Origin of the sequence: Bordetella sputigena (assembly GCF_965137885.1) — a bacterium.
In the GTDB taxonomy this organism is placed as follows: domain Bacteria; phylum Pseudomonadota; class Gammaproteobacteria; order Burkholderiales; family Burkholderiaceae_B; genus Bordetella_C; species Bordetella_C sputigena.
In genome coordinates this window covers 416,184-440,184 of the sequence record NZ_CBCSCA010000002.1, presented here as the reverse complement: position 1 = coordinate 440,184, position 24,001 = coordinate 416,184, and the positions used below count along the sequence as shown (strand labels likewise).

Annotated in this window: 21 protein-coding genes and 1 tRNA gene; 14 read left to right on the top strand and 8 right to left on the bottom strand. The window is 62.8% G+C overall.

All coding sequences use genetic code 11. The features are described 5' to 3' along the window. Position 1 precedes the first annotated feature (1 nt). The 5 genes from ACNA0R_RS05165 to dapC are packed head-to-tail and all read right to left on the bottom strand — an operon-like array spanning position 2 to position 6,012. The gene (locus ACNA0R_RS05165; RefSeq protein ID WP_415824869.1) at positions 2-1,930 is read right to left on the bottom strand and encodes an ABC-F family ATP-binding cassette domain-containing protein; all 1,929 of its coding nucleotides are present in this window, start codon (positions 1,928-1,930) and stop codon (positions 2-4) included. Next, positions 1,927-2,823, bottom strand: coding sequence for a 50S ribosomal protein L3 N(5)-glutamine methyltransferase (gene prmB / locus ACNA0R_RS05160; protein WP_415824868.1), 897 nt, complete (start codon positions 2,821-2,823; stop codon positions 1,927-1,929). The genes ACNA0R_RS05165 and prmB overlap by 4 nt, the downstream gene beginning before the upstream one ends. Before the next feature lie 8 nt (positions 2,824-2,831). Then, positions 2,832-3,971, bottom strand: coding sequence for a succinyl-diaminopimelate desuccinylase (gene dapE / locus ACNA0R_RS05155; protein ID WP_415824867.1), 1,140 nt, complete (start codon positions 3,969-3,971; stop codon positions 2,832-2,834). Continuing rightward, the gene (gene dapD, locus ACNA0R_RS05150; RefSeq protein WP_415824866.1) at positions 3,971-4,792 is read right to left on the bottom strand and encodes a 2,3,4,5-tetrahydropyridine-2,6-dicarboxylate N-succinyltransferase; all 822 of its coding nucleotides are present in this window, start codon (positions 4,790-4,792) and stop codon (positions 3,971-3,973) included. Before dapD ends, dapE begins: the two co-directional genes overlap by 1 nt. Positions 4,793-4,812: 20 nt before the next feature. After that, positions 4,813-6,012: a succinyldiaminopimelate transaminase gene (gene dapC, locus ACNA0R_RS05145; RefSeq protein ID WP_415824865.1), complete on the bottom strand. Its 1,200-nt coding sequence runs from the start codon at positions 6,010-6,012 to the stop codon at positions 4,813-4,815. A 44-nt stretch (positions 6,013-6,056) separates the two neighbouring features. On the opposite strand from dapC, the gene ACNA0R_RS05140 reads away from it, so the two are divergent. Together ACNA0R_RS05140 and ACNA0R_RS05135 are read left to right on the top strand one after the other, a co-directional pair. Next, positions 6,057-6,143, top strand: a tRNA-Leu gene (locus tag ACNA0R_RS05140). A 322-nt stretch (positions 6,144-6,465) separates the two neighbouring features. Further along, positions 6,466-6,672, top strand: coding sequence for a cold-shock protein (locus ACNA0R_RS05135; RefSeq protein WP_086065757.1), 207 nt, complete (start codon positions 6,466-6,468; stop codon positions 6,670-6,672). A gap of 97 nt (positions 6,673-6,769) precedes the next feature. On the opposite strand, the gene ACNA0R_RS05130 is transcribed toward ACNA0R_RS05135, so the two are convergent. Next, on the bottom strand, positions 6,770-7,345 hold the full coding sequence (locus ACNA0R_RS05130; RefSeq protein WP_415824864.1) for a TIGR00645 family protein: 576 nt from the start codon (positions 7,343-7,345) through the stop codon (positions 6,770-6,772). A 229-nt stretch (positions 7,346-7,574) separates the two neighbouring features. On the opposite strand from ACNA0R_RS05130, the gene tig reads away from it, so the two are divergent. The 4 genes from tig (at position 7,575) to lon (ending at position 13,558) form a co-directional block, all read left to right on the top strand. Further along, complete coding sequence (tig, locus tag ACNA0R_RS05125; RefSeq protein ID WP_415824863.1) at positions 7,575-8,885, top strand: trigger factor; 1,311 nt, start codon at positions 7,575-7,577, stop codon at positions 8,883-8,885. Continuing rightward, entirely contained in the window at positions 8,885-9,541 is a 657-nt protein-coding gene (gene clpP, locus ACNA0R_RS05120; protein ID WP_415824862.1) for an ATP-dependent Clp endopeptidase proteolytic subunit ClpP, read from the top strand. The genes tig and clpP overlap by 1 nt, the downstream gene beginning before the upstream one ends. Positions 9,542-9,638: 97 nt before the next feature. Continuing rightward, positions 9,639-10,937, top strand: a complete 1,299-nt coding sequence (gene clpX, locus ACNA0R_RS05115) for an ATP-dependent Clp protease ATP-binding subunit ClpX (protein WP_415824861.1) — start codon at positions 9,639-9,641, stop codon at positions 10,935-10,937. A 167-nt stretch (positions 10,938-11,104) separates the two neighbouring features. Next, positions 11,105-13,558: an endopeptidase La gene (gene lon / locus ACNA0R_RS05110; protein WP_415824860.1), complete on the top strand. Its 2,454-nt coding sequence runs from the start codon at positions 11,105-11,107 to the stop codon at positions 13,556-13,558. A gap of 112 nt (positions 13,559-13,670) precedes the next feature. On the opposite strand, the gene lexA is transcribed toward lon, so the two are convergent. Next, positions 13,671-14,321 carry a transcriptional repressor LexA gene (gene lexA / locus ACNA0R_RS05105; RefSeq protein ID WP_415824859.1) on the bottom strand — a complete coding sequence of 217 codons (651 nt, stop codon included), beginning with the start codon at positions 14,319-14,321 and terminating at the stop codon, positions 13,671-13,673. A 167-nt stretch (positions 14,322-14,488) separates the two neighbouring features. Next, the gene (locus tag ACNA0R_RS05100; RefSeq protein WP_415824858.1) at positions 14,489-15,694 is read right to left on the bottom strand and encodes an amino acid aminotransferase; all 1,206 of its coding nucleotides are present in this window, start codon (positions 15,692-15,694) and stop codon (positions 14,489-14,491) included. A gap of 84 nt (positions 15,695-15,778) precedes the next feature. On the opposite strand from ACNA0R_RS05100, the gene uvrB reads away from it, so the two are divergent. From uvrB to hscA, 8 genes are all read left to right on the top strand, one after another. Further along, positions 15,779-17,806 carry an excinuclease ABC subunit UvrB gene (uvrB, locus tag ACNA0R_RS05095; RefSeq protein ID WP_415824857.1) on the top strand — a complete coding sequence of 676 codons (2,028 nt, stop codon included), beginning with the start codon at positions 15,779-15,781 and terminating at the stop codon, positions 17,804-17,806. A gap of 304 nt (positions 17,807-18,110) precedes the next feature. Beyond that, positions 18,111-18,602: a low molecular weight protein-tyrosine-phosphatase gene (locus ACNA0R_RS05090; RefSeq protein WP_066351875.1), complete on the top strand. Its 492-nt coding sequence runs from the start codon at positions 18,111-18,113 to the stop codon at positions 18,600-18,602. A gap of 327 nt (positions 18,603-18,929) precedes the next feature. After that, positions 18,930-19,484 (top strand): Fe-S cluster assembly transcriptional regulator IscR, encoded by a 555-nt coding sequence (gene iscR / locus ACNA0R_RS05085; protein WP_415824856.1) that lies wholly within the window; start codon positions 18,930-18,932, stop codon positions 19,482-19,484. 21 nt (positions 19,485-19,505) lie between these two features. Next, entirely contained in the window at positions 19,506-20,717 is a 1,212-nt protein-coding gene (locus ACNA0R_RS05080; protein WP_415824855.1) for an IscS subfamily cysteine desulfurase, read from the top strand. 78 nt (positions 20,718-20,795) lie between these two features. Continuing rightward, positions 20,796-21,182, top strand: coding sequence for a Fe-S cluster assembly scaffold IscU (gene iscU, locus ACNA0R_RS05075; protein ID WP_415824854.1), 387 nt, complete (start codon positions 20,796-20,798; stop codon positions 21,180-21,182). 1 nt (position 21,183) lies between these two features. After that, positions 21,184-21,507, top strand: coding sequence for an iron-sulfur cluster assembly protein IscA (gene iscA, locus ACNA0R_RS05070; protein ID WP_415824853.1), 324 nt, complete (start codon positions 21,184-21,186; stop codon positions 21,505-21,507). Next, positions 21,504-22,028: a Fe-S protein assembly co-chaperone HscB gene (gene hscB / locus ACNA0R_RS05065; RefSeq protein WP_415824852.1), complete on the top strand. Its 525-nt coding sequence runs from the start codon at positions 21,504-21,506 to the stop codon at positions 22,026-22,028. Before iscA ends, hscB begins: the two co-directional genes overlap by 4 nt. A gap of 99 nt (positions 22,029-22,127) precedes the next feature. After that, positions 22,128-23,993 carry a Fe-S protein assembly chaperone HscA gene (gene hscA, locus ACNA0R_RS05060; protein ID WP_415824851.1) on the top strand — a complete coding sequence of 622 codons (1,866 nt, stop codon included), beginning with the start codon at positions 22,128-22,130 and terminating at the stop codon, positions 23,991-23,993. Positions 23,994-24,001 lie beyond the last annotated feature (8 nt).

Genomic DNA, 24,001 nt, shown 5'->3' with positions numbered 1-24,001 from the left:
CTCAGCCGGCCTTCTCCACCGCCTCAATGGCCTCCTGCAGTTCCAGCCATTGCTCTTCCAGCTCGTCCATCCGCTTCGCCAGTTCGCCATGTTCGCTCATGACCTTCTGGCGTTCGCTACGGCGGGCGTCGGAATACAGATCCGCATCGGCGATCAAAGCGTCCAGGGCGTCCAACCGTGTGCGCACCTTGGCCATCTCCGTGTCCACCTTGCCCAGCCTGGCTTCCAGCGGCTTGCGCGCCGTTGCAATACGCTGGCGTTGTTCCGCCTCCAGCCGTCGCTGTTGCTTGCGGTCCGCCGGCGCCGCGATGTCCGTGGACGCCCGCGCGGCCTCTGCTTTCTCCTGCGCGCCGCGCGCCGCCAGCCAGTCCCGGTAGTCTTCCAGGTCGCCGTCGAACTCGCGTACCGTACCGTCGGCGACGATCCAGAAACTGTCCACGGTGGTGCGCAGCAGATGCCGGTCGTGCGACACCAGCAGCATGCTGCCCGCGAACTCCGCCAGCGCGGCGGCAAGCGCTTCGCGCGTTTCGACGTCCAGGTGGTTGCTGGGTTCGTCCAGCAGCAGCAGGTTGGGCTTTTGCCAGACGATGAGGGACAGGGCCAAGCGCGCTTTCTCTCCCCCCGACATCGGGCCCACCGGCCCCGTGACCGCGTCGCCGGAGAAACCGAACCCGCCCAGGTAATTGCGCAGCTCCTGCTCGCGCGCATCCGGCGCGATGCGCGCCAGGTGCAATAGCGGCGTGGCGTTCAGGTCCAGCATATCGAGCTGATGCTGGGCGAAGTAGCCGATGGACAAGCCGCGCGAGGCGCGACGCTCGCCGGACCGTACAGGCAGGGTTTCGGCGATGGTCTTGACCAGCGTACTCTTGCCCGCGCCGTTGGCGCCCAGTATCCCCACGCGGCTGCCGGCGCGCACCATCAACGTCACGTCGCGCAGGATATCGACCGGGTCGCCATTGGCGTCGGTATAGCCGGCGCACAGCTTTTCCAGGATCAACAGCGGATCCGGCATATGGTCCGGCGAAGGAATGCGGATATCGATGCCGGCCTCCGCGTGCAGCGGTGCCAGCGTTTGCATGCGCGCCAGCGCCTTGACGCGGCTCTGGGCCTGCTTGGCCTTGGATGCCTTGGCCTTGAAGCGGTCGATAAAGCCCTGAAGGCGCGCGGCCTCCCTGGTTTGTCTTTCGTGGGCGATGCGCGTCTGGCGCAGGCGTTCCGCGCGCTGTTCCAGGAAGTCCTGATACCCGCCGCGATAGCGCACGAGTTTGCCGTGGTCGAAATGCAGGATGGCCTTGGCCGCCGCGTCCAGGAATTCGGTATCGTGCGAAATCAGCAATACCGTGCCCGGATACGCCGCCAGCCACTTTTCCAGCCATAGCATGGCGTCCAGGTCCAGGTGGTTGGTCGGCTCGTCCAGCAACAGCAGGTCCGACGGCGCCATCAGCGCGCGCGCCAACGCCAGCCGCATGCGCCAGCCGCCCGAGAAGCTGGCGACCGGCTGCATCCACTCGGCCGGTTTGAAGCCCAGGCCCGCGAGCAACTGCTCGGCGCGCGATGGCGCGCTCCACGCGCCGGCTTCGATCAGCGCGGCTTCGGTTTCGGCGATTTCGGTACCCTGGTGGTCGCCCAAGGCCGCGCGCCTGGCTTGCAAGGTACGCAAGGGTACATCGCCGTCAATGACGAATTCTCGTGCGGGGCGATCGTCGGCATGCAATTCCTGTTGCACGCTCGCAATGCGCCAATCCGGCGGCATGGTCAGGCTACCGGCGTCGAGGTCCAGATTGCCGGTCAGCAGGGCGAACAGCGTGGACTTGCCGGCGCCGTTCTTGCCCACGATGCCGACGCGTTCCCCAGGATTGACGACGAAGTCCGCGCCGTCCAGCAGGACCTTCGTCCCACGGCGCAGGGTGATTCCGGATCCACGTATCACGGCGCCAACTGCTCACGGGTCAACAGCAGGATCTGGTCGGAGGCCTCCGACGAATCCAGCCACACCGGATCCAGATGCGGGAATGCCGCTTCGAAATTCGCGCGCTCGTGGCCGATTTCCAGGACCAGAATGCCCTTGGGCGCCATGTGCGCCGGCGCTTCATCGATGATGCGCTTGATCAGGTCCATGCCGTCGTGGCCGCCCGCCAGCGCCATATGCGGTTCGTGCAGGTATTCCTGCGGCAGCGCGTCCATGGAGTCCGCGTTCACATAGGGCGGATTACAGATGATCACGTCGTACTGGCGTGCCGGCAGTTTCTGGAACAGATCGCTGCAATGCAGGGAGATGCGGTCGTGCAGGTTATACGCGCCGACGTTGTGCATGGCCACTTCCAGCGCACTGGCGGAAATGTCGACGCCATCGACGTGGGCGAAAGGGAAGGCCAGCGCGGACAGGACAGCCAGGCACCCGGAGCCCGTGCACATGTCCAGCACATACTCCACGGCTTCAGGGTCCTCGACCCAGGGCGACAGGCTGTCGTCCAGCAGTTCGGCGATCGGCGACCGCGGCACGATAACGCGCTTGTCCACGTAGAAGCGACGTCCGCGCAGCCACGCTTCGTTGGTCAGGTAAGGCGCGGGCAGGCGCTCGGCCACGCGCTTGTCCAGCAAGGCCAGCACCTGCTCACGCTCGTCCGGCAGGACGCGGGCGTCCAGGAAAGGCTCCAGCGTGTCGAGCGGAAGGTGCAGCGTGTGCAGGACCAGATAGACGGCTTCGTCCCAGGCATTGTCGCTGCCATGGCCGTAGCTGACTTGCCCGGCATTCAGCCGCGAGACGCCATAGCGGATCAGATCGCGTACGGTCTGCAATTCGGAACGATGGGAAGAGGGCATGGGATCCGTTACGCCGGCAGCAGCAGGTTTTCGACCGTGCGCCGGTAGATATTCTTCAGGGGGACGAGCGAGTCGAGTTCGACGCGTTCATTGACTTTATGGATGGTAGCGTTGCACGGGCCGAACTCGATGACCTGCGGACAGATCTTGGCCAGGAAGCGCCCATCGGAGGTGCCACCTGTCGTCGACAGTTCGGTTTCCAGGCCGGTTTCCGCGCGTATGGCGTCGGTCAGCGCCGTGCTGAGCGCGCCCCTGGGCGTCAGGAAAGGTTCGCCGCCCAATTGCCAGTCGATGTGATGATCGACGCCGTGCCTGTCCAGCACCGCGGTTACGCGGGCTTGCAGGCTTTCCGGCGTACTGGCGGTTGAAAAGCGAAAGTTGAACAGCAGCAAGGCTTCACCGGGCACGATATTGGTCGCGCCCGTGCCTGCCGACATATTCGAGACCTGGAAGGTGGTAGGGGGGAAATACTCATTGCCCTTGTCCCACTCGATGGAGACGAGTTCTGCCAGGGCAGGGGCGACGACATGCACGGCATTGCGGGCCAGGTGAGGATAGGCGACATGGCCCTGAATGCCTTTGACCGTCAGCCGGCCCGACAGCGAGCCGCGGCGGCCGTTCTTGCACATGTCGCCCAGGTGGTCGACCGAAGTCGGCTCGCCGACGATGCAGTAATCCAGGGTTTCGCCACGCTGCTGCAGCCATTCGCACACCCGCACCGTGCCGTCCACCGATGGGCCCTCTTCGTCGGAGGTCAGCAGCAGGGCGATGGAGCCGCCATGCTCGGGATGCGCGGCCACGAATTCCTCCACCGCCACCACGAAGGCGGCGATGGAGCTTTTCATATCGGCCGCGCCGCGGCCATATAGGAAACCGTCGCGCTCGACCGGCTGGAAAGGATCGCTGTTCCATTTCTCGCGCGGTCCGGGCGGCACCACGTCGGTGTGCCCGGCGAACACCACCAGCGGACCGGTGGTGCCGCGCCGCGCCCAGAGATTCGTCACGTCGTTGCACACGATGCTCTCGCAGCGAAAGCCGATGCGCTCCAGCCGCTGGGCCAGCATCTGCTGGCAATCGAAGTCTTCCGGCGTGACCGAAGGGCGGGCGATCAGGTCCTTGACCAGATCGAGTACGGCGGTCGCGGCCATTACGCCCTCAGCAGATCGTTGATGCTGGTCTTGGCGCGCGTCTGCGCGTCGACGCGCTTGACGATCACGGCGCAATACAGGCTATGCGAGCCGTCGGCCGCCGGCAGCGAGCCGGGCACGACCACCGAGCCCGAAGGAATGCGTCCATAGCTGATCTTGCCCGTGGCGCGGTCGAAGATCTTGGTGCTCTGCGACAGATAGACGCCCATGGACAGCACCGAGTTTTCCTCGACGATCACGCCTTCGACGATTTCGGAACGCGCGCCGATGAAGCAGTTGTCTTCGATGATGGTCGGGTTGGCCTGCAGCGGTTCCAGCACGCCGCCGATGCCGACGCCGCCGGACAGGTGGACGTTTTTGCCGATCTGGGCGCACGATCCCACCGTGGCCCAGGTGTCCACCATGGTGCCTTCGTCCACATAGGCGCCCAGATTCACGTACGACGGCATCAGCACCACATTGCGGCCGATGAAGGCGCCGCGGCGTGCCACGGCGGGCGGCACCACGCGGTAGCCGCCGTGCTGGAAGGCGGCGTTGCCGTATTCGGAGAACTTCAGGGGAACCTTGTCGTAGAACTGCAGCGGGGCCTGGCCCATGACCGCATTGTCTTGCAGACGGAACGACAGCAGCACCGCTTTCTTGATCCACTGGTGCACGATCCATTCACCCGTCGCTTTGTCCGCCACCCGCAGGCGTCCGGCATCCAGTGCATCGATGGTGTGTTCGACCGCTTCGCGGACTTCGGCGCTGGCATCGGTCGGCGTCAGGGATGCCCTGGCTTCCCAGGCTTGTTCGATGGTGGTTTGAAGGTCGAGAGTCATGGTTCTTGGCTGTTGTGGAGTTAAACGGAAGATTTGACGAAATCGGCGATGCGCTCGGCGGCGTCGACGCATTGCGTAAGGGGCGCGACCAGCGCCATGCGGACGCGATTCACGCCGGGATTGCGGCCGTGCGCGTCGCGCGCCAGATAACTGCCCGGCAGCACCGTCACACCCGTGCGGGCATACAGATCGCAGGCGAAATCGGTGTCCGGGTTGGGCGTGGCCACCCATAGATAGAACGAAGCCGCCGGCCGCGTCACGTCCATGGCGCGTTGCAGAATGGGCACGACCGCATCGAACTTTTCGCGGTAGAGCCGGCGATTTTCCCGCACATGGGTTTCATCGGTCCAGGCCGCGATGCTGGCCGCCGCTACCACCGGACTCATCGCGCTGCCGTGGTAGGTACGGTAGAGCAGGAAGCGGGCTACCAGCGCGGCGTCTCCGGCAATGAAGCCCGAACGCATGCCCGGCACGTTGGATCGCTTGGACAAGCTGGAGAACGCAATCAGATTGCGGAAATCCGTGCGTCCAAGGGCGTGTGCCGCCTGCAGGCCGCCCAACGGTGGCTGGGTTTCGTTCAGGTAGATCTCGGAATAACACTCGTCGGAGGCAACGATGAAGCCGTAGCGGTCGCTCAGTTCCAGAATTTCGCGCCAGTCTTCCATGGACATCACATTGCCTGCCGGGTTCCCCGGCGAGCACACGTAGACCATGCGCGTCTTGCGCCATACATTCGCCGGCACCTGGCTCCAGTCCGGGCTGAAATTGCGCGCGGGATCGGCGTTGACGTAATAAGGCTGGGCGCCGGCCAGCAGCGCCGCGCCTTCGTATATCTGGTAGAAGGGGTTGGGGCAGATAACGATATCGTCGCCCGTCGGGTCGATCACGGTTTGAGCGAAGGCAAACAGCGCCTCGCGCGAGCCGAGCACCGGCAGGACCTGGGTATCGTGATCGGGCGCCGGTATGCCGTAGCGCTTGGCCAGCCATTGCGCGATGACTTCGCGCAGCCGCGGTTCGCCTTTGGTGGTCGGATACGAGGCCAGACCGCCGGGTAGGGCCTGGGCCATGGCTTGGGCGACCCGGGCGGGGGTGTCGTGCTTGGGCTCGCCGATGGATAGATTGATCGGCGCCAGCCCGCTGGGAGGCGAGCCGGCGTCGGCCATCAGGCGGCGCAGCTTTTCGAATGGATAAGGGTGTAAAGCGTCGAGGCGGGGGTTCATGGGGCGCGATTTTAACAAGCAAGCTACAATACCGGGCTGCGCTTGCGAAGGTGGCGAAATTGGTAGACGCACCAGGTTTAGGTCCTGACGCCGTAACAGGTGTAGGGGTTCGAGTCCCCTCCTTCGCACCAGAACTCTCCGCCATGCACGATCCGGGGGCGGCGTTGCAGCCAACGCCGGCGCCCCCGGGGCGGTTCCGCCCATCGGTTTTCGTCCATTCGGTTTCCCCCAATCGGTTCCGGCCATGCATTCGCGCCAATTGCTGATTTTGGGGGTGGGCGCGGTTGACCCGGTAAAAATATCCCGATTACACTCGATCGGCGAGATATTCAAGCGACGCGGTCTTAGTTCTCTGTCGCCGTCATAGGTACGCCATAGGTACTGTAGTTGCCGATTTCCCATCCTTGATAATCTGGCGCATCTCTTCTATTCATCAGCACAGGTGGTGCAAATATGGCAACGGGCATTGTCAAGTGGTTCAACGCGGAAAAGGGATACGGTTTTATCGTGCCCGACGATGGCAGCAAGGACCTTTTCGTGCACTTCTCGCAGATCCGCACCGAGGGCTACAAGACGCTGCAGGAGAACCAGCGCGTCACGTATGAAGTCGGCCAGGGCGCCAAAGGCCCCGCCGCCATGAACATCCAGATTCTCAAGTAAATACCAGGTATGGAATGACAACGGCGTGCCCCAGGGCACGCCGTTGTCTCGTCCGCCGCGCCCTCCGACCGGTGGCGCCGCGGCGGCAGTCGCGCGGTCAGTGCGTGCCGCGCTCCTTGGCGCCGGCATGGGGCGGAACCAGCAGCCGGTCCACGTAGGCGATGCCGATGGCGGAAAGAATAAAGACGCAGTGGATGATGGTCTGCCACATCACGCCGCTTTCCGTGAACGTAACGTCGGGCTTGCCCAGTCCACCCGCTTCGATGAACGTACGCAGCAGGTGGATGGACGAAATGCCGATGATCGCCATCGCCAGCTTCACCTTCAGCACGCTGGCGTTCACATGGCTTAGCCATTCCGGCTGATCCGGGTGGCCTTCCAGCCGCAGGCGCGAGACGAAGGTCTCGTAGCCGCCGACGATCACCATGACCAGCAGGTTGGAGATCATGACCACGTCGATCAAACCGAGGACGATCAGCATGATCTGCTGTTCGCCGAAGGTGGTGGCGTGGCTGACCAGGTGCCAAAGCTCTTTGATGAACAGCAGCACATAGACGCCTTGCGCCACGATCAGGCCCAGATACAACGGCAGCTGCAGCCACCGGGAACTGAAGATCAGGGCCGCCATGGTGCTTAGGCGGGGACGGGTATCGCCGGGGGCGCGTGATTGCATAGGGGAAGGCGTGGTGCGAGGGTGGTAAGAGGCCAGGGATTTTATCAAGCTGACATCAAGCTTTCCGGCCGATGCCGGCACGCGGCGGCGCTTTGTTGGCGCTCGGATTAACGCCCACACTTATCTGTCCCCCACCTTGCGGACCGGCTTGGAGGGCACAAACGAGTTTCCGGTAAAATGACCGGTTGATTGTCCATCTTCCATTTACTCGCAAAATAGGTCTTTTCTAATGCAGCCTGTGGTTGAAACCCTCTCCGGCCTGAAGCGCCGCGTCGATCTGTCCGTGTCCGTCGCGGACATCGAGAAAGAAGTCCAGGCGCAGTTGAAGCGCGTCGCGCGCACCGCGAAGGTGCCCGGCTTCCGTCCCGGCAAAGTGCCCATGACCATGCTGGAGCGCAGCCACGGCCCCGGCATCCGCTATGACGTGATCAATACGCAGGTGGGTCGTGCATTCGAACAGGCCATCGATTCCGCAAAGCTGCGCGTAGCGGGCGCTCCGTCCATCGAGCCGAAGACCGAAGGCGCGGGTGATGATGCGCTGGTGTTCACCGCCAATTTCGAGGTCTATCCCGAAGTCGCCGTGCCCGACCTGAGCAGCCTGTCGGTCACCCGCTACGACGCCCCCGTGACGGACGCCGAAGTCGACCAGACCATTGACGTCCTGCGCAAGCAGCGCGCCAGCTACGAAGCGCGCGAAGGCCGTGCCGCCCAGGACGGCGACCGCGTCACTCTGGACTTTGCCGGCACCATCGACGGCGTGCCTTTCGATGGCGGCAAGGCGGAAGACTTCCCCTTCGTGTTGGGCCAGGGCCGCATGCTGCCCGAATTCGAAGCCGCGGCGCAGGGCATGAAGGCCGGTGAAACCAAGGTGTTTCCGCTGAGCTTCCCTGAGGACTACCAAGGCAAGGAAGTCGCCGGCAAGACCGCCGAATTCACCATCACGGTCAAGGAAGTGGCGGAAGCCGTACTGCCGGCCGTGGATAGCGAATTCGCGAAATCGCTGGGCCAGGCCGAAGGCGATGTCGAAAAGCTGAAGGCCGACATCCGCAAGAATGTCGAGCGCGAAGCCAAGACGCGCCTGCTGGTGCGCACCAAGAACAGTGTCATGGACGCGCTGGCCGAAGCCGCCAAGTTCGATGTGCCCGCGGCATTGGTCGATAGCGATGTCAGCAGCCGTGTCGCCGCTGCCCGCGAAGAACTGAAGCAGCGCGGCTTGCCGAACGCCGATTCGGTACCGATTCCGCCGGAAGCCTTCAGCACCGAATCCGAACGTCGCGTGCGTCTGGGCCTGCTGGTGTCCGAATTGGTCAAGGAAGCGCAACTGCAAGCGAAGCCCGAACAGGTCCGCGCGCGCATCGAAGAGTTCGCCCAGAATTACGAAGAGCCGGCCCAGGTGGTCAGCTATTATCTTTCCGACCGTCAGCGCCGCGCGGAAATCGAGGCGCTCGTGGTGGAAGACAATGTGGTTTCCTATGTGCTCGGCAAGGCCAAGGTCACGGACGAGCAAGTGCCTTTCGACCAGTTGATGGGGATGGCTTGATGAATAGATTTACGGATTTCTACGCCTCCATGTACGGCGGCGAGTCCGTGACGCCGACCGCCCTGGGGTATATCCCCATGGTGATCGAGCAGTCCGGACGCGGCGAGCGTGCCTACGACATTTATTCCAGGTTGTTGCGCGAGCGGGTGGTGTTCCTGGTCGGACCGGTGAACGACAATTCGGCCAATCTCGTGGTTGCCCAATTGTTGTTCCTGGAGTCGGAAAATCCGGACAAGGACATTTCGTTCTATATCAACTCGCCCGGTGGTTCGGTGTATGCCGGCATGGCCATCTACGACACGATGAATTTCGTGAAGCCCGATGTGTCCACGCTGTGCACCGGTCTGGCGGCCAGCATGGGCGCATTCCTGCTGGCGGCGGGCAAGAAGGGCAAGCGCTACTCCCTGCCCAACTCCCGGATCATGATCCACCAGCCGTCGGGTGGCGCCCAGGGGCAGGCCAGCGACATCCAGATCCAGGCTCGCGAAATCCTTGACCTGCGCGAGCGCCTGAATCTTATCCTGGCGGAGAACACCGGCCAGCCCGTCGAACGCATCGCCCTGGACACCGAGCGGGACAACTTCATGTCCGCGGAAGATGCTGTATCGTATGGCTTGGTGGACAAGGTCCTGGCCTCGCGCTCCGAGGATCGCTAAGGCGTCCGCGGGCCTGGTTCCGAACCGCCGCTATTTCGAGCCAGCGTAGGATGGGTGGCGCGCGCAGGCGCGGCATCCATCGTCACCAGAGATATATATGCCTGAAAAAAAGGGATCGGCAGACGCGAAGGTGCTGCATTGCTCTTTCTGCAACAAGAGCCAGCACGAAGTCCGCAAATTGATCGCGGGGCCTTCCGTGTTCATCTGCGACGAATGCATCGATCTTTGCAACGATATCATTCGGGAAGAAGCGCAGGCGACGGCGCGCGCCGCTATTCGCTCGGAACTGCCTACCCCGACTGAAATCAAAAAATTCCTGGATCAGTACGTCATAGGCCAGGACACGCCCAAGCGCACGCTCGCGGTCGCTGTGTACAACCACTACAAGCGCATCCGCCACGGCGAACTCAAGGGCGATGAGGTCGAGCTGTCCAAGAGCAACATTCTGCTCGTGGGGCCGACCGGTTCCGGCAAGACGCTGCTGGCCCAGACCCTGGCGCGCATGTTGAACGTGCCCTTCGTCATGGCCGATGCCACCACGCTGACCGAAGCGGGGTATGTCGGCGAGGACGTCGAAAACATCATCCAGAAGCTGCTGCAGAACTGCAACTACGAAGTTGAAAAGGCGCAGCGCGCGATTATTTATATCGACGAAATCGACAAGATTTCGCGCAAATCCGATAACCCGTCCATCACCCGCGACGTATCCGGGGAAGGGGTGCAGCAGGCGCTGCTCAAACTGATCGAGGGTACGGTGGCGTCGGTGCCGCCGCAAGGCGGCCGCAAGCATCCCAACCAGGACTTTGTCCAGGTGGATACAACGAATATCCTGTTCATCGTCGGCGGCGCCTTCGATGGCTTGGAAAAGGTCATCCGCGATCGTACGGAAAAATCGGGCATCGGATTCTCGGCGTCGGTACGAGCCAAGTCCGAACGCGGTGTAGGCGAGCTGTTCAGCGAAGCGGAGCCCGAAGACCTGATCAAGTTCGGCTTGATCCCGGAATTGGTGGGCCGCCTGCCCGTGGTCGCGACGCTGGATGAGCTAGATGAAGCCGCGCTGGTCCAGATCCTTACCGAACCCAAGAATGCCTTGGTAAAGCAATTCCAGAAGCTGTTCGCGATGGAAGGGGCGGAGCTCGACGTGCGTCCGGCCGCCTTGCGCGCCATCGCCCGCAAGGCGCTCAAGCGCAAGACGGGGGCGCGTGGTTTGCGTTCCATCCTGGAATCCGCCTTGCTGGACACGATGTACGAACTGCCTTCGCTGGGCAATGTCAGCCGTGTCGTACTCGAAGACAACGTAATCGAAGGCGACGGTCAGCCTTTGCTCATCTATGCGGACGATGCTGCCCAGGCATCCAAGCCGGAACGGGGCGAGGTCAGGGACGCCGCCGCGTAATCGGAAAGACCCGTCCGGCGTGGCGGGTTTTTACCGTTTTTGCGGTCGCCGGCCGGAAACTTGATTTTTCGGCTATTGTTCCCATATCAGACGTAACTGACGATAGACGGGATTGCTGACTGACTCCGCCGCATCGCCGTTACGTTGATCATCCCAAGGAATTCTTTATGTCTGGCACTCAGACCCTGCCTTCCGAACCCATCGACCTGCCGTTGCTGCCGCTGCGCGACGTCGTGGTGTTCCCGCACATGGTCATCCCGCTCTTTGTCGGACGCCCCCGCTCCATACGCGCCCTCGAGGTCGCGATGGAGGCCGGTAAAAGCATCATGCTGGTCGCGCAGAAATCCGCCGGCAAGGATGATCCGTCGCCCGAGGATGTTTATGAGATCGGCTGCGTGGCGGGCATCCTGCAAATGCTGAAGCTGCCCGACGGCACCGTGAAGGTATTGGTCGAAGGGGCGCAGCGCGCCCGCATCACGCGGGTGGATGACGTCGAATCGCACTTTACCTGCGAAGTCGTGCCCATCCAGCTCGACCCCATCCAGGGTTCCGAGACGGAAGCCCTGCGCCGGGCCATCGTGGCCCAGTTCGAGCAGTACGTAAAGCTCAACAAGAAGATCCCGCCGGAGATCCTTACGTCCCTGGCGGGCATCGACGATGCCGGTCGGCTTGCCGATACCATCGCCGCCCATTTGCCGCTGAAGCTCGAGCAAAAGCAGAAGATGCTGGAGATCTTCGGCACGGCCGAACGCCTGGAAGGTCTGCTCACGCAGCTGGAAACCGAAATCGACATCCTGCAGGTCGAAAAGCGGATCCGCGGCCGTGTGAAAAAGCAGATGGAGAAGAGCCAGCGCGACTATTACCTGAATGAGCAGGTAAAGGCCATCCAGAAGGAGCTGGGTGAGGGCGAAGAAGGCGCCGACATCGAAGAGCTGGAAAAGAAGATCGTCGCGGCGCATATGCCCAAGGAAGCGCGCAAAAAGGCCGATGCCGAGCTGAAGAAGCTCAAGCTGATGTCGCCCATGTCCGCCGAAGCGACGGTGGTGCGCAACTACATCGATACCTTGATCAATCTGCCGTGGCGCAAGAAGAGCAAGGTCAACAATTCCATAGGCAATGCCGAAACGGTCCTGGACGATGACCACTATGGTCTCGAAAAGGTCAAGGAACGCATCCTCGAATATCTTGCCGTGCAGCAGCGCGTCGATAAGGTCAAGGCGCCCATCCTGTGCCTGGTCGGTCCTCCCGGCGTGGGCAAGACCTCGCTGGGGCAGTCGATCGCCAAGGCAACCAATCGCAAGTTCGTGCGGATGGCGCTGGGCGGCGTGCGGGACGAGGCCGAGATCCGCGGTCACCGTCGCACGTATATCGGCTCCATGCCGGGCAAGATCCTGCAGAACATGAGCAAGGTAGGTGTGCGCAACCCCCTGTTCCTGCTGGACGAAATCGACAAGCTGGGCATGGACTTCCGTGGCGATCCCTCGTCGGCGCTGCTGGAGGTGCTGGATCCCGAGCAGAACCACACGTTCCAGGATCACTACGTCGAAGTCGACTTCGACCTGTCGGACGTGATGTTCGTCGCGACCAGCAACACGCTGAATATTCCGCCGGCCCTGTTGGACCGGATGGAAGTCATTCGCCTGTCCGGCTACACGGAAGACGAAAAGGTGCACATCGCCAGCGATCACCTGATTCCTAAGCTGTTGAAGAACAACGGCCTGAAGGAAACGGAGCTGTCGATAGACGAATCCGCCTTGCGCGACATCGTGCGGTACTACACGCGCGAAGCCGGTGTGCGGGCGCTGGAGCGCGAGATCGGCAAGGTATGCCGCAAGGTCGTCAAGCAATTGTTGACCGAGCGCGAAGGCAAGCCCGCCGCGGACACCAATGGCACCGCCAGCGTCATCGCGGTGACGTCGGAGAACCTGAACGAATACCTGGGCGTACGCCGCTACAACTTCGGTATGGCGGAAAAGGAAAACCAGGTGGGGCAGGTGACCGGCTTGGCCTGGACCGAAGTGGGCGGCGATCTGCTGACCATCGAAGTCGCCGACATGCCGGGCAAGGGCGCTATCCAGCGCACCGGTTCGCTGGGCGACGTGATGAAGGAATCGGTCGAAGCGGCGCGCACGGTCGTGCGTTCGCGGGCGCGTCGGTTGGGATTCGCCGATAGCGTCTTCGAAAAACGCGACATGCACGTGCACGTGCCCGAAGGCGCGACGCCCAAGGACGGTCCGTCCGCGGGTATCGCGATCACCACCGCCATGGTGTCCGCGCTGTCCGGTATTCCGGTGCGGGCGGACGTCGCGATGACGGGCGAAATCACGCTGCGTGGTGAAGTACTGGCGATCGGTGGCTTGAAGGAAAAGTTGCTGGCCGCGCACCGTGGTGGCATCAAGACCGTGTTGATTCCCGAGGAAAACGTCAAGGATCTGGCGGAAATCCCCGACAACGTCAAGAACCAGCTGGAAGTTGTGCCGGTACGTTGGATCGACAAGGTCTTGGAGCGGGCACTGGAGCGTATGCCTGACCCGATCTCGGAAGAGGACGCGAAGGACAAGCCGATGGTGACCCCGACGGCGGCTTCCTCCGAATCGGCCGATCCGGTTATCAAGCACTAAACGCGGTCGTAGTCACAAGCCTGGCAAAAAGGCCTGGAGCGCGAGCTCCAGGCCTTTTCGTTTGGCTGTCTGGCAAGCACCTGTCGCCGGCTGGCCGCCGCCCGCTGGAGCCTTATTGCAGCGCCTGGGTGCGGATCAAACCCACCGCGATGCCCTCCAGCGCGAATTCCTGTCCGGGCCGCACCAGAATGGGCTCGAATTCCGGATTTTCCGGGAGGAGTTCGATGCGGCCGCCTTGGCGGTGCAAGCGCTTGACGGTGACGTCTTCATCGATGCGAGCCACCACGATCTGGCCGTCGCGCGCGTCGCTGGCTTTTTTGACTGCCAGGAGATCGCCGTCCAGGATGCCTATGTCGCGCATGCTCATGCCGCGGACCTTGAGCAGGTAATCCGGCCGCTGGGCGAATAGGCCGGGATCGACGCCGACATCGCGTTCGACGTGTTCGGCGGCCAGGATGGGGCTGCCCGCCGCGACGCGGCCGACGAGCGGCAACATGAGCTGCGCCAGCGATGGGATGGGGAGCATGGCCTGGCTGTTTTCGGCCCGCGTTTCTTTCAACCGTATGCCGCGGGAGGCGCCGGCGGTCAGTTCGATGGCGCCTTTGCGCGCCAGCGCCTTCAGATGGTCTTCCGCTGCGTTGGGCGAACGGAATCCGAGCGCTGCCGCAATTTCAGCGCGGGTGGGCGGGAATCCCGTGCTCGCGACCGCTTGGCGTATAAGGTCGAGTATCTGCTGTTGCCGTTCGGTAAGTTTGCTGGCCATTGGGCGATCCTGTTCCCTGTATGGATATACAGGATCGAATTTTGGGGGACGTAGCTCCAAAACGCAAGGGGGTGGGCGAGCACTCGCGGCCGAATATCCCGCAAAAAAGATTGGGGCTCCCGAAGGAGCCCCAAGCGCGCGTGCCCAGACGTACCGGGATGATCGGCTTAGCCTTTCAGCACCTGCGCGATACCCTTGGCCACGGCATCGATATTCTGGCTGTTCAGCGCTGCAACGCAGATCCGTCCGCTGGAGACGGCATAAATACCGTGTTCTTCGCGCAGCCGATCCACCTGGGCCGAGGTCAGGCCGGAGTAGGAGAACATGCCGCGCTGCTGCAGGACGAAATCGAAGTTCTGCTGGGCACCATACTCCTTGATCTTGTCGACCAGTTGGCGGCGCATCAGACGGATACGCTCGCGCATGCCGGTCAGTTCCTGTTCCCATAAGGCGAACAGTTCCGGCGTGTTCAGCACCGTCGATACGACCGTGCCGCCATGCGTGGGCGGATTCGAATAGTTGGTACGGATGACGCGCTTGAGCTGGCTGAGCACGCGCGTGGCTTCGTCCTTGCTGCCGGCGATCACCGTCAGGGCGCCGACGCGCTCGCCGTACAGCGAGAAGGACTTGGAAAAAGAGGAACTGATGAACACCGTCATGCCCATGCCGGCGAACAGGCGCACGACGGCGGCGTCTTCGTGCAGGCCGGCGCCGAAGCCCTGGTAGGCGATGTCCAGGAAGGGCACCAAATCGCGTTCCTTGACCACATTGGCGATCTGCTGCCATTGTTCGGCGGTTGGATCCACGCCGGTGGGGTTATGGCAGCAGGCATGCAGTACGACCACGCTGCCGGCCGGCATGGATTTCAAGCCGGCGAGCATGCCTTCGAAATTCAGCCCATGCGTGGCGGCGTCGTAGTAGGGATAGGTTTCGACCTGGAAGCCGGCACGTTCGAACAGCGCGCGGTGGTTCTCCCAGCTGGGATCGCTGATATACACCTTGGATTGCGGCAGCAGCTGGCGCAGGAAATCCGCCCCGATCTTGAGCGCACCCGTGCCGCCCAGCGCTTGCGTGGTCAGCACGCGACCTTCGGCCGAGAGGGGGGAGTCGGCGCCCAGCAGCAGGGCCTGGGCGCCCTTGTTGTAGGCCGCGATGCCTTCGATAGGCAGATAGCCGCGCGCGGCGGCGGCCTCGATGCGGGCGATTTCGGCTTTGCGGACCGCGGCCAGGAGCGGAATGCGCCCGTTGTCGTCGTAGTACACCCCCACGCCCAGATTGACCTTGCCCGGCCGGGTATCGGCGTTGTATTGCTCATTCAGCCCGAGAATGGGGTCGCGCGGGGCCAATTCGACGTTCTGGAAAAGGGTGCTCATCGGATCGCAAGTTACGCAAAAGGGTAGGTGGACGCAGCCGGATATGCGGCGGATAATGGGGGGTTTACCCTGAGACAGTCTAGCATGACCGAAACTGGATTCGTCGAATTTCCGGATAGTCCTTTCCAGCTCTATCAACCCTATCCGCCGGCGGGCGACCAGCCCGGCGCCATCAACGCGTTGGTGGACGGCGTGCGGGATGGGCTGATGTACCAGACGCTGCTGGGCGTTACCGGCTCGGGCAAGACCTACACGATGGCCAACGTCATCGCGCGCCTGGGACGGCCGGCGCTGGTGCTTGCGCCGAACAAGACCCTGGCCGCGCAGCTATATGCGGAAATGCGCGAGTTCTTTCCCAAGAACGCCATCGAGTATTTCGTTTCGTACTACGACTATTATCAGCCCGAGGCCTACGTGCCGACGCGCGATTTGTTTATCGAGAAAGACTCGTCGATTAACGAGCACATCGAACAGATGCGATTGTCGGCGACCAAAAGCCTGCTGGAGCGTCGCGATACGGTTATCGTCGGCACGGTGTCGTGTATCTACGGTATCGGTAATCCCGGCGATTATCACGCCATGGTGCTCATCCTGCGGACGGGCGATCGCATTTCGCGGCGCGAGATCCTGGCGCGCCTGGTGGCCATGCAGTACACGCGCAACGATGCGGACTTCACCCGCGGGGCGTTTCGCGTGCGTGGCGAAACCATCGATATTTTCCCGGCGGAAAGCGCGGAGCTGGCCTTGCGGCTGACGTTGTTCGACGACGAGGTCGAAACGCTGGAGTTATTCGATCCCCTGACCGGCAAGGTGCGGCAGAAAGTCCCGCGGTTCACTGTCTATCCCGGCTCTCACTACGTCACGCCGCGCGATACCGTGCTGCGCGCGATCGAGACCATCAAGGAAGAGTTGCGTGACCGCCTGCAGTTCTTCACATCGCAAAGCAAGCTGGTGGAAGCCCAGCGTTTGGAACAGCGTACCCGCTTCGATCTGGAAATGCTGCAGGAACTGGGTTTCTGCAAAGGTATCGAAAACTATTCCCGCCATTTATCCGGCGCCGCGCCGGGCGAGCCGCCGCCCACGCTGATCGATTATCTGCCCGCCGATGCGCTGATGTTCATCGATGAAAGCCACGTGACGATCGGGCAATTGGGCGGGATGTATCGCGGCGACCGCGCGCGCAAGGAAACTCTGGTGCAGTATGGCTTTCGCCTGCCGTCGGCCCTGGATAACCGCCCCTTGCAACTGCAGGAATTCGAGGCCCGCATGCGCCAATGCGTGTTCGTGTCCGCCACGCCGTCGGCCTACGAACAGCAGCATGCCGATAATGTTGTCGAGCAGGTCGTGCGGCCCACCGGATTGGTGGATCCTATCGTGGAGGTGCGTCCCGCGCGCACCCAGGTGGACGATTTGCTGGGCGAAATCAAGCTGCGCGTGGCGCAATCGGAACGGGTTCTGGTGACCACGCTGACCAAGCGTATGGCCGAAGACCTGACCGACTTCCTGGCCGAACACGGGGTGCGGGTGCGCTATCTGCATTCGGACATCGATACGGTCGAACGCGTCGAAATCATCCGCGACCTGCGTCTCGGCACCTTCGACGTGCTGGTCGGCATCAACCTGCTGCGGGAAGGCCTGGATATACCGGAAGTTTCGCTGGTCGCGATTCTGGACGCCGACAAAGAAGGCTTCCTGCGGTCCGAGCGCAGTCTTATCCAGACCATCGGTCGGGCGGCGCGTAACCTCAATGGCATGGCCATCCTTTACGCCGACCGGGTGACGGACTCCATGCATCGCGCCATCGGCGAAACGGAGCGGCGGCGCAAAAAGCAGGAGGATTTCAACCGGGAGCACGGGATCACCGCCAGAGGCGTACAGAAGGCGGTCAGGGAGCTCATCGATGGCGTGGTCGCGCCGGTCCAGCATCCCACTATCGAAGACGCGCTGCCCGCCGAGCTGCTGACGGACGAGAAGGCGCTGGCGCGGGAAATCCGCCGGCTGGAAAAACTGATGATGGATCACGCGCGCAATCTGGAGTTCGAACAGGCCGCGGCGGCTCGGGATGCTTTGAACGCGCTGAAGGAAAGAGTCCTGCTGGACGGCGCCCGCTGAAAATCGCGAGGCGCCGCGTAGGGCTGAAATCGAAAAAAAGGGACGGCGCCGCGGCGCCACGGCTCGTCGTGCCGCTGTCATACCACGGAAATGGGGGCGACATCTTTACGTGTTGCAAAGCGGCGTCGAAGAGCATTGAATTCGCCTCGAATACCGCTTTAGGGAATATCAATAGGTTTATTAGCTTTGCTCTATAACTCCCTAATTCGCCTCGGTTTTTACGGTCCTTCAATTGTCGCGGCGGGAGCGGTTTTCGCGGAAAAAAAGCTTGCCTAATTGCGGGTTTTCCCGCAGACTATTAAGCATGATGACCAAGGTACTTTTCGTTTGCATGGGCAACATCTGTCGCTCGCCGAGCGCGGAAGGCGTGTTCCGCCGGCTGGTCAATGATGCCGGGCTGGGCGATGTCGTGCGGATAGATTCCGCCGGTACGCATGCTTTCCATATTGGTGAAGCGCCGGATGCCCGGGCCCAAGCCGCCGCCCGCAAGCGCGGCTACGAGATCACGCATTGCGAGGCGCGTCAGGTCACGCCCGACGATTTCCGTGAATTCGATCTGATCCTGGCGATGGATTGGGAAAACCTGTCGGCTCTGCAGCAGCAGTGCCCCAAGGCGTACCAGCACAAGTTAATGCTGCTGATGCGCTTTGCCAACGAATTCGAAGAAGCCACGGTGCCAGATCCGTACTATGGCGGCCCGGAAGGTTTCGGCAAGGTGCTCGATTATCTGGAAGACGCCTGTCAGGGCGTGCTGGAGCTGGTCCGCAAGCGCGCGACGCAATACCAGGCGGCGTAGTCCTTAGGCATCGGCTTCGGGTTTCTGGGCCGGGTTTCTGTATCAGGTGTCTGCATTCGATGGCGCGTTCAGTGCCGGAGTGCAGTTCCGGCGCCCAGACTCGCGTCCCGGCGCCCTCCCGGAAAGAAGCAAGTAGACCGCACGCGATTTCCGCGTGCGGTTTTGCATTCGCGGGCGCCGATGCCTCATCAAGCCGTGGGGCTGCTCATCCCTATCGGCGGCAGGGTTTCATAGCAAATTAGTCGGGAATAGGCTATACTTGAGGCAATTACTCAGGTATTGCGCCCCCGGCCAAGCCGGGCCTCTGGCTATACAGGAAACCTTGATATGCGGCTGACTACCAAAGGACGTTTCGCCGTGACCGCCATGATCGATCTTGCCATGCGTCAGCATAGCGGCCCGGTCACGCTGGCGGCCATCAGCCAGCGCCAAAACATTTCCCTTTCTTATCTCGAACAGCTATTCGGCAAGCTGCGCCGCCACGAGCTCGTGGACAGCGTGCGCGGCCCGGGTGGCGGTTACTCGCTGGCGCGCCTGGCGCGCAACGTCACGGTTGCGGACATTATTTTCGCCGTGGATGAACCGTTGGACGCCACCAGCTGTGGCGGCAAGCAGGACTGTACCAGCGGCAAGGACGGCAAGTCGGGCAAGTGCATGACGCACGAACTCTGGGCCACTTTGAATCGCAAGATGGTGGATTACCTGGATTCCGTTTCGCTGCAGGATCTGGTGGATCAACAGCGCGTGCGTCAGTTGCAGGAAGCCAGCAATCAGGCGCAGAACGGTACGGTGCGTGTCAACCGCATGACGAATGGGGCTGGCGTTGCCGCCGCGTGTTCCGGCAATGCCGCGGCGCAGCCCGGCGCGTCCGCCACCGTATAAGAAAACCAGGAGCTGTACGACATGACTACCCGTCCCATTTACCTAGACTATTCCGCCACGACGCCCGTCGATCCGCGCGTGGTGGACAAAATGGTGCCGTGGCTGTACGAAAACTTCGGCAACCCCGCGTCCCGCAGCCATTCCATCGGCTGGGAAGCGGAAGACGCGGTGGAACGCGCGCGTGAAGAAGTGGCCAAGCTGGTCAACGCGGATCCCCGCGAAATCATCTGGACTTCCGGTGCCACGGAGTCCGACAACCTGGCCATCAAGGGCGCGGCGAACTTCTATAAAGAACGCGGCAAGCACATCATCACGGTCAAGACCGAACACAAGGCCGTCCTGGACACGACGCGTGAGCTCGAACGCCAAGGCTTCGAAGTCACGTACCTGGACGTGATGGAAAACGGTTTGATCGACCTCGACGTATTCAAGGCGGCGCTGCGGCCGGATACCGCCCTGGTGTCGGTGATGATGGTGAACAACGAAATCGGCGTCATCCAGGACATTGAAACCCTGGGTGAAATCTGCCGCGAGCGGAACATCATTTTCCACGTCGACGCCGCTCAGGCGACCGGCAAGGTGGAAATCGACCTGCAAAAGCTGAAGGTCGATCTGATGTCTTTCTCGGCGCACAAGACCTACGGTCCCAAGGGTATCGGCGCTTTGTACGTGCGGCGCAAGCCTCGTGTGCGCATTGAAGCGCAGATGCATGGCGGCGGTCACGAACGTGGTTTCCGGTCCGGCACGCTGCCCACGCACCAGATCGTCGGCATGGGCGAGGCGTTCCGCCTGGCGCGGGAAGAAATGGGTACCGAGAACGAGCGTATCCGCATGCTGCGTGATCGTCTGTGGGCCGGCCTGTCGGAGATCGAAGAGGTCTACCTGAACGGCGATATGGATCGCCGCGTGCCCCACAACCTGAATGTCAGCTTCAACTATGTCGAGGGCGAGTCCTTGATCATGGCCGTGAAGGAATTGGCGGTTTCGAGCGGGTCGGCCTGTACCTCCGCCAGCCTGGAGCCGTCGTATGTACTGCGCGCGCTGGGCCGCAATGATGAACTGGCCCACAGCTCCATCCGCTTCACGATCGGCCGTTTCACGACCGAACAGGAAATCGACTTTACCGTCGACCTGCTGAAGAAGCGTGTCGGCAAGCTGCGCGATATGTCGCCGCTGTGGGAAATGGCGAAGGAAGGCGTGGATCTGAACAGCGTGCAGTGGGCCGCGCACTGATAGCAAGGATAGTCCGGCGCCGGTCGTCCGGCGCGAACCAATACGAGTTGCCTTCGCCTGGCGAAGGGGAGAAACATCATGGCATATAGCGAAAAGGTTCTGGATCACTACGAAAACCCGCGCAACGTCGGTTCTTTCGAGAAAGGCGACGATTCCGTGGGTACCGGGATGGTGGGCGCGCCCGCCTGTGGCGACGTGATGAAGCTGCAGATCAAGGTCAACGCCAGCGGCGTGATCGAAGACGCGCGCTTCAAGACGTACGGCTGTGGTTCGGCCATCGCGTCCAGCTCGCTGGTGACCGAATGGGTCAAGGGCAAGACCCTGGACGAGGCAATGAGCATCCGCAATACCCAGATTGCCGAAGAACTGGCGCTGCCCCCGGTAAAGATTCACTGTTCCATCCTGGCGGAAGACGCCATCAAGGCAGCCGTCAAGGACTACAAAGAGAAGCACGCGCGGAGCTGATATGGCCATCACTCTGACCCCCCAAGCGGCAAACCACATCAGCCGTTATCTGCAGCGCCGCGGCAAAGGGGTGGGCTTACGCCTGGGCGTCAGGACCACCGGCTGTTCCGGCATGGCCTATAAGCTGGAATACGTCGACGAGCCGGACGCGGCGGACCAGGTATTCGAGAGCCATGGCGTGAAGGTGTTCGTCGACCCCAAGAGCCTTTCGTATATCGACGGCACGGAACTCGACTACGCGCGTGAAGGGCTGAACGAAGGGTTCAAGTTTCACAATCCGAACGAAAAGGCGACCTGCGGCTGCGGCGAGTCTTTCACGGTGTGAATTCCGCGGCCGTGGACGATCATTTCTCGCTGTTCGGGTTGCCGGCGCGTTTCGACATCGATACCGCGCAACTGGAGCGGGCATGGCGCGAGGTCGCCGCGCGCGTGCACCCGGATCGCTATGCGACCGCGTCGCCCGCGGAACGCCGTGTCGCCATGCAATGGTCGGCGCGCGCCAACGAAGCCTACCGGCAATTGCGCGATCCTTTGTTGCGGGCCCGCTATCTCTGTGAGCGGGCAGGGGTGGACCTGCAGACGGAAAGTAATACGGCTATGGACCCGGATTTCCTGATGCAGCAGATGGCTTGGCGCGAGATGCTGGATGAGGTGCGCGAGCAGGGCGGCGCAGGCCCGGCGGCCGTCGCGCTGGACACCGAGCTGCGTGGCGCGGAGACGGATCTGCGGCAGCAAGTCGGCCGGTTGCTGGACCAGCAAAACGATGCCGCCGCGGCCGCGATCAAGGTTCGCGAGTGGATGTTCGTGCGCAAGATAAGCCAGGAACTCGCGCAGGTCGCCGACTAGGCCACCGATCGCGCGTCGCGCCGGCAGGCCTGCTCCGCCTACAATCGCCGCCGTCGGCGGTGGTCGCGTCGCAACCCATCAACCCCATAGAACCCAACCATGGCTTTACTGCAGATTTCAGAACCGGGTGAATCGCCCGCGCCGCATCAACGCAAGCTGGCGGTGGGGATAGACCTGGGTACGACCAATTCGCTGGTGGCGACGGTGCGCAGCAGCGTGCCGGAGGTCTTGCTCGACGAGTCCGGCCGCGCGCTGTTGCCGTCGGCGGTACGTTATTTCCCCGATCGCGAGCCGGTGGTGGGCCATGAGGCGCTGGAGGCCCAGGCCGAGGACCCCAGCAACACCATCGTGTCGGTCAAGCGCTTCATGGGCCGCACCGCCGACGAGGCGCGCGCATCGGGCGGTGCTTATGATTTCGTGGACGCGCCGGGCATGGTGCGGCTGCGTACCGCGCAGGGCGATCTCAGCCCTGTGGAGGTGTCTTCCCATATTCTGGCGCGGCTGCGCAGTCGCGCCGAGGCGGCGCTGGGCGATGAGCTGGTAGGCGCCGTCATCACGGTGCCCGCCTACTTCGACGATGCGCAGCGGCAGGCGACGCGGGATGCGGCCCGGCTGGCCGGGCTGAACGTGCTGCGTCTGCTGAACGAGCCGACCGCCGCCGCCATTGCCTATGGGCTGGAAAACGCCGCCGAAGGGGTCTACGCCGTCTACGATCTGGGTGGCGGTACGTTCGACGTATCCATTCTGCGCCTGACCAAGGGCGTGTTCGAAGTCGTGGCCACGGGTGGCGATACCGCGCTGGGCGGCGATGATTTCGACGCCTTGATCGCGCGGCGCGTGGCGGGCGTGGTCGCCGGCTCGGATCGCTGGTCGCGCCATGATCGCCGCGCGCTGCTGGTGGCCGCGCGGGCGGCGCGGGAGCGGCTGTCCGACGCGGACGAAACCCTGGTGAGCTTCCAGCTGCAGGACGGCACCGCGGTCGATGTGCCGCTTACCCGCGAACAGTTCGAAACCATGGCCGCGCCACTGATCGAGCGTACGCTGGATTGCGCCCGCCGCGCCTTGCGCGATGCCGACCTGAAACCGGCGGACGTGCGTGGCGTGGTGATGGTGGGCGGCGCCACGCGTACGCCGGTGGTCCGCCGTGCCGTCGGCGAGCTGTTCGGCCAGCCGCCGCTGACGGATCTGGATCCCGACCAGGTGGTCGCCCTGGGCGCTGCCTTGCAAGCGAACCTGCTGGCGGGCAACCGCATGGCGGGCGAAGACTGGCTGCTGCTGGACGTCATTCCGCTGTCGCTGGGCCTGGAGACCATGGGCGGATTGGTCGAGCGCATCATCCCCCGCAACAGCACCATTCCGGTTGCGCGCGCCCAGGAATTCACGACTTTCAAGGACGGCCAGGGCGCCATGAGCATCCATGTGGTGCAGGGCGAACGGGAACTGGTGTCCGCCTGCCGCTCGCTGGCCCGTTTCGAATTGCGCGGTATCCCGCCCATGGTGGCGGGCGCGGCGCGTATCCGCGTGACCTTCCAGGTCGATGCGGACGGGCTGTTGGGCGTGACCGCGCGCGAGCAGAGCACCGGCGTGGAGGCCTCCGTGACGGTGAAGCCCTCGTACGGGCTGTCCGATGACGACATCACCCGCATGCTGGCCGACAGCATCGATCAGGCGGATGCCGATGCGCGCGCGCGGATGCTGCGCGAGCAGCAGGTCGAGGCGCGCCAGCTGGTCGAATCGGTGCGCGCGGCGCTGGCGGTCGATGGCGATCTGCTGGACGAGCAGGAGCGCGCCCGGGTGGACGAAGCCTTGGCGCACGCGGACGCCGTGCGCGAGGGCGAGGACCTGGAGCAGGTGCGCGCCGCGGTAAGCGCGTTGTCCGAAGCAACCGAATCGTTCGCGGCGCGCCGCATGGATCGCAGTATCCGCAAGGCGCTGTCGGGCCGCAAACTGGATGAATTGACCTGATGGATGGC